Genomic DNA, 3652 nt, shown 5'->3' on the forward strand with positions numbered 1-3652 from the left:
GGGTCAGCGGCCGCAGAATGGTATTGGCCAGCAGCATCCCCGCGATGGCAATCACCAGCAGCACCACCACCGCCACGCCAACGATGCTCAGCACCACGCCTTGCATGCGTTCCTGCACCTGCGCCTCGACCAGCGCCACCTGCGCTTCGATGCCGTCGAGGTTGACCGAGGTGCCGACCGCCATGTCCCACTTCGCCAGGTACTCGGTGTAGCCGAGTTTTGGCACCAGCACGTTGGCGTTGCCCGGCAGCGGCGAGCTGTATTGCAGATAGTGGGTGCCGTCCTTCGCCACGCTCACCAGGCCGCGGTTGACGTAAACGCCATTGGGGTCGCGGTTGTCCTTGAAGCTTTTGCCCACGCCTTCGGGGTCGTTGGCCTTGAACAGGCGCACGGTCTCGGAGTCGTAGCCGAAGAAGTAGCCGTCCTTGCCGTAGCGGATGCCCGACAGCAGCTTGATCGCCTGCGCCCGCGCCGCGTTGTCACCCGGTGCGGCAGCGTCGTACAGCGGCTTGATCGTGGTCATGGCCACGGCGACGTAACTTTGCAGCGTGGCTTTGGCATCGCCGAGCAGGCGCTCGCGGGTCTGTTCGACCTCAGTGTGAGCCTGTTGCTGGAGGATAAACAACGTGGTCAGGCTGATGACCAGCGCAAAGAGCAGCACCGGCAGGACGGCAAGGGACAGGACTTTGGCCTTGAGACTCAAGCGCATGGGGGGAGCTCACTCTTTTGGTTTTATTGGCGTGGTTAAAGGCTTTAACGGCACACCATCACAAAAGTTGAGCAAAGGGATTACTCCGCGCCCCTGTGAGAGCGACCTTGCTCGCGAAGGCGTCGTGTCAGTCAACCATTAAGTCGCTGATACACCGCTTTCGCGAGCAAGCTCGCTCCCACAGGAGATCGGTGAGGTTCAGAGGACCATCGCGGCCACCCAGCCGAACGCCAGCAACGGCAGGTTGTAGTGCAGGAAGGTCGGCACCACGGTGTCCCAGATATGGTGATGCTGGCCGTCGATGTTCAGGCCGGAAGTCGGGCCCAGCGTCGAGTCCGAGGCCGGCGAACCGGCATCGCCCAAGGCCCCGGCGGTGCCGACGATGCAGACAATGGCGATCGGGCTGAAGCCCAGTTGCACGCACAGCGGCACGAAAATCGCCGCCAGAATCGGCACGGTGGAGAACGACGAACCGATGCCCATGGTCACCAGCAAGCCGACCAGCAGCATCAACAATGCACCGATGCCTTTACTGTGATTGATCCACGACGCCGACGATTCGACCAGGGTCTGCACCTGGCCGGTGGCCTTCATCACTTCAGCGAAACCGGACGCGGCAATCATGATGAAGCCGATCATCGCCATCATCTTCATGCCTTCGGTGAAGAGGTCATCGGTCTCGCGCCACTTGACGATGCCGGACACCGAGAAGATCAGGAAGCCGACCAGCGCGCCGATAATCATCGAGTCCAGCAGCAACTGCACGATGAACGCGGCGGCAATCGCCACACCGGCAATCATCAGGCTCAGCGGGTTGTACTGCACCGCCACCTGCTCGACCTGCTCGATCTTCGCCAGGTCGTACACGCGCTTCTTGCGGTAACTGATGAACGCCATCGCCAGCCCGAACACCATGCCCAGCGCCGGAATGCCCATCGCGTGGGTGACGTTGATGCCGCTGATGTCGACGCCGCTGCGGGCAATGTTGGCCAGCAGGATTTCATTGAGGAAGATGTTGCCGAAGCCCACCGGCAGGAACATGTACGGGGTGATCAGGCCGAAGGTCATGACACAGGCGATCAGGCGCCGGTCGAGTTGCAGCTTGGTCAGGACATAGAGCAGCGGCGGTACCAGCAGCGGAATGAACGCAATGTGGATCGGCAGGATGTTCTGCGAGGCAATCGCCACCACCCACAACAGGCCGATCAGCAGCCATTTGACACTGCCGCCCCCGCTCGCATGCTGGCGATCGACCATCGCCAGCGCCTTGTCGGCCAGCGCATGGGCCAGGCCGGACTTGGCAATCGCCACGGCGAAAGCGCCGAGCAAGGCGTAGGACAACGCCACGGTCGCGCCGCCGCCCAGGCCGCTGTTGAACGCCTTGAGCGTGGCGTCGATGCCCAGACCACCGGTCAGGCCGCCGACCAGCGCGCCGACGATCAACGCGATCACTACGTGCACGCGGGACAGGCTGAGGATCAGCATGATGCCGACCGCAGCAATCACTGCATTCATTTCACTACCTCAAAAAACACTGCGATGGAAACACATCGCCAGACAGGATGAGTCCGCCCACGGAGCACCGGCGGATTTGCAAAGAGGGTCTTATTAGAAGGGCGCGCACTGTGAATGAAGCAGCGGCAAGCTGCAAGTCGCAAGCTGCAAGCTTTTGCGTTTTTTTCTCTTGCAGCTTGCGGCTCGAAGCTCAAGAAAGCTGTTCCTGGGCCGTTACAGTGCAAAGTCTCAGATATTTATCGAATAAGGACGTTTCCATGTCGCTCAGACAACTTTCCATCCAATGGAAAATCACCCTGCTCGCCGGGCTGTGCCTGGCCGGTATCGTGACCCTGTTGGTGGGTCTTTCCCTGTACCGCATGGAGCACAGTTCCGAACTGGTGAAAGCGTCGAGCATGGAGATGCTTACCGAATCGGCCCAGGCGCGCATTGAGTCCCAAGGCGAAGTGCAGGCCGCTGGCATTCGGCAGCAATTCATGGACGCCTATCAGTACGGCCACGGATTCTCGCGGCAAGTGTTGTTCCTGCGTGAACAGGCGGAAAAACGCTTCCTCGATGCCTTCGACCTGCGTGAAGACATGACCCGTCAGGTCAAGTCCGCGCTGCAGGCCAACCCTGACCTGCTCGGCCTGTCGCTGGTGTTCGAAGCCAACGCGCTGGACGGCAAGGACGAACTGTTTGCCGGCCAGGCTGAACTGGGCAGCAACGACAAGGGCCGTTTCGCCCTGTACTGGTCGCAGCCGACCCCGGGCAAAGTCACCTCGATGGCGCTGCCGGAAAGCGACATGGCCGACACCAGCACCGGCCCCAGCGGTCAGGCGGCCAACGCTTGGTTCACTTGCCCGCGCACCACCCTCAAGCCGTGCGTGATCGAACCGTACTTTTATGTGATCGACGGCCAGAACGTGCTGATGACCAGCATCGTCTTCCCGCTGATGGTCAACGGCAAAGTCATCGCCTCGCTGTCGGTCGACATCAACCTCAACAGCCTGCAAGCGATCAGCCAGGGCGCGAGCAAAAAGCTCTATGACGGCCAGACCGCCGTGAGCATCATCAGCCCCACCGGCCTGCTCGCCGGCTACAGCCCGGACGCCAGCAAGCTGAGCCAGCGTCTGGATGCCATTGACACCGTCAGCGGCGCCGAACTGCTGCGTCAACTCGGTACCAGCAGCAGCGTCAGCAGCCTGCACAGCAACGGCCAGTTGAAAGTGCTGTCGCCGTTCCAGCCGATCCCCGGCGGTCCGTCGTGGGGCGTACTGCTCGACGTGCCGGAAAAGGTTCTGGTAGAACGCGCCGAGGCACTCAAGCAGCAACTGGATGCGAGCAACAACTCGGGCACCCTGATCGAACTGAGCCTCGGCGTGTTGGCCGCGCTGGTCGGCCTGCTGCTGGTGTGGCTGATGGCGCGCAGCGTGACCAAGCCGATCC

The 3652-nt window shown here is 61.6% G+C and carries 3 protein-coding genes; 1 reads left to right on the top strand and 2 read right to left on the bottom strand.

The annotated features are described in order from the left end of the window. Together DBR24_RS04525 and DBR24_RS04530 are read right to left on the bottom strand one after the other, a co-directional pair. A partial coding sequence (locus tag DBR24_RS04525; RefSeq protein ID WP_177490427.1) for a cache domain-containing protein occupies window positions 1-709 on the bottom strand: 709 nt, incomplete at its 3' end. Between the two features lie 198 nt (window positions 710-907). Continuing rightward, window positions 908-2224, bottom strand: a complete 1317-nt coding sequence (locus DBR24_RS04530; protein ID WP_123462201.1) for a Na+/H+ antiporter family protein — start codon at window positions 2222-2224, stop codon at window positions 908-910. 257 nt (window positions 2225-2481) lie between these two features. On the opposite strand from DBR24_RS04530, the gene DBR24_RS04535 reads away from it, so the two are divergent. Continuing rightward, the coding region (locus DBR24_RS04535) for a cache domain-containing protein (protein ID WP_305888821.1) at window positions 2482-3652 on the top strand (1171 nt) is incomplete at its 3' end.

The sequence above is a fragment of the Pseudomonas sp. HMWF006 genome, assembly GCF_003061205.1.
In the GTDB taxonomy this organism is placed as follows: domain Bacteria; phylum Pseudomonadota; class Gammaproteobacteria; order Pseudomonadales; family Pseudomonadaceae; genus Aquipseudomonas; species Aquipseudomonas monsensis.

Coding starts and splice junctions, on each gene's coding strand:
- DBR24_RS04530 (WP_123462201.1), bottom strand. CDS start 2,224: ATGAATGCAGTGATTGCTGCGGTCGGCATCATGCTGATCCTCAGCCTG.